The organism is Zafaria cholistanensis, from assembly GCF_008580665.1.
Taxonomy (GTDB): Bacteria; Actinomycetota; Actinomycetes; order Actinomycetales; family Micrococcaceae; genus Zafaria; species Zafaria cholistanensis.
The window spans coordinates 1-1,448 of record NZ_BKDJ01000034.1; the positions used below are offsets into that span (position 1 = coordinate 1).

The following is a 1,448-nucleotide window of genomic DNA, read 5'->3' on the forward strand; positions in this document are numbered from 1 at the left end:
CGGCCGGGCAGGCCGCGGATTCCCGCTTTGGCGAGATCACCAACCCCGCCACCGGCAAGGTGAGCGGACGCGTGGCCTTCGCGAGCACCGCCACCGTCGGTCAGGCCGTCGCGGCCGCCGCCGCCGCCTTCCCGGCCTGGCGCGACACCTCGCTGGCCCGGCGCGTGCAGGTCCTCTTCAATTTCCGCGAGCTGCTCAACGCCCGCAAGGGCGAACTGGCCGCGATCATCACCGCCGAGCACGGCAAGGTCCTCGACGACGCGCTCGGGGAGGTGGCCCGCGGCCAGGAGGTCGTGGAGTTCGCCTGCGGCATCCCGCACCTCCTCAAGGGCGGCTACACGGAAAACGCCTCCACCAAGGTGGATGTGCACTCGGTCCGCCAGCCGGTCGGCGTGGCCGCCATCATTTCCCCGTTCAACTTCCCGGCAATGGTGCCGATGTGGTTCTTCCCCGTGGCGATCGCCTCCGGCAACACCGTGGTCCTCAAGCCCAGCGAGAAGGACCCCACCGCCGCCAACTGGATGGCCGAACTGTGGCAGGAGGCCGGCCTGCCGGCAGGCGTGTTCAACGTCGTGCACGGGGACAAGGAAGCCGTCGACGCACTGCTGGAGCACCCCGAGGTCGCCACGGTCTCCTTCGTGGGCTCCACGCCGATCGCCCAGTACGTCTACGAGCGCGGCACCGCGCACGGCAAGCGCGTGCAGGCCCTCGGCGGAGCGAAGAACCACATGCTGGTCCTGCCCGACGCCGACCTGGACCTGGCCGCCGACGCGGCCGTCAACGCCGGATTCGGTGCCGCGGGCGAGCGGTGCATGGCCATCTCCGCCGTCGTGGCCGTCGAATCCGTGGCCGATGAGCTGGTGGCCAAGATCGCCGAACGCACGCGCACGCTGCGCGTCGGCGACGGCATGCGCGGTTGTGACATGGGCCCGCTGGTCACCGCGGCCCACCGGGACAAGGTTGCCGGGTACATCGACGCCGGCGAGGCCGCCGGGGCGACCCTGGTGCTGGACGGGCGCAACGTTTCCCCCGACGCCGAAGGTGACGGCTTCTTCCTGAACCCGACGCTGTTCGACCACGTCACCCCCGAGATGAGCATCTACACGGACGAGATCTTCGGCCCCGTGCTCTCCGTGGTCCGCGTCCCGGGCTATGACGAGGGCCTGCAGCTGATCAACGACAACCCCTACGGCAACGGCACGGCAATCTTCACCAACGACGGCGGCGCCGCCCGCCGCTTCGAGAACGAGGTCCAGGTCGGCATGGTCGGCATCAACGTCCCCATCCCGGTGCCCATGGCGTACTACTCGTTCGGCGGATGGAAGAACTCTTTGTTCGGCGACACCCACGCGCACGGCGCCGAGGGAGTGCACTTCTTCACCCGCGGCAAGGTGGTGACCAGCCGCTGGCTCGACCCCAGCCACGGCGGCCTCAACCTCGGCTTCCCG

General features: G+C 69.8%; 1 protein-coding gene. It reads left to right on the top strand.

From position 1 onward, the window contains the following. The coding region (locus NCCP_RS14770) for a CoA-acylating methylmalonate-semialdehyde dehydrogenase (protein WP_149958046.1) at positions 1 to 1,448 on the top strand (1,448 nt) is incomplete at both ends.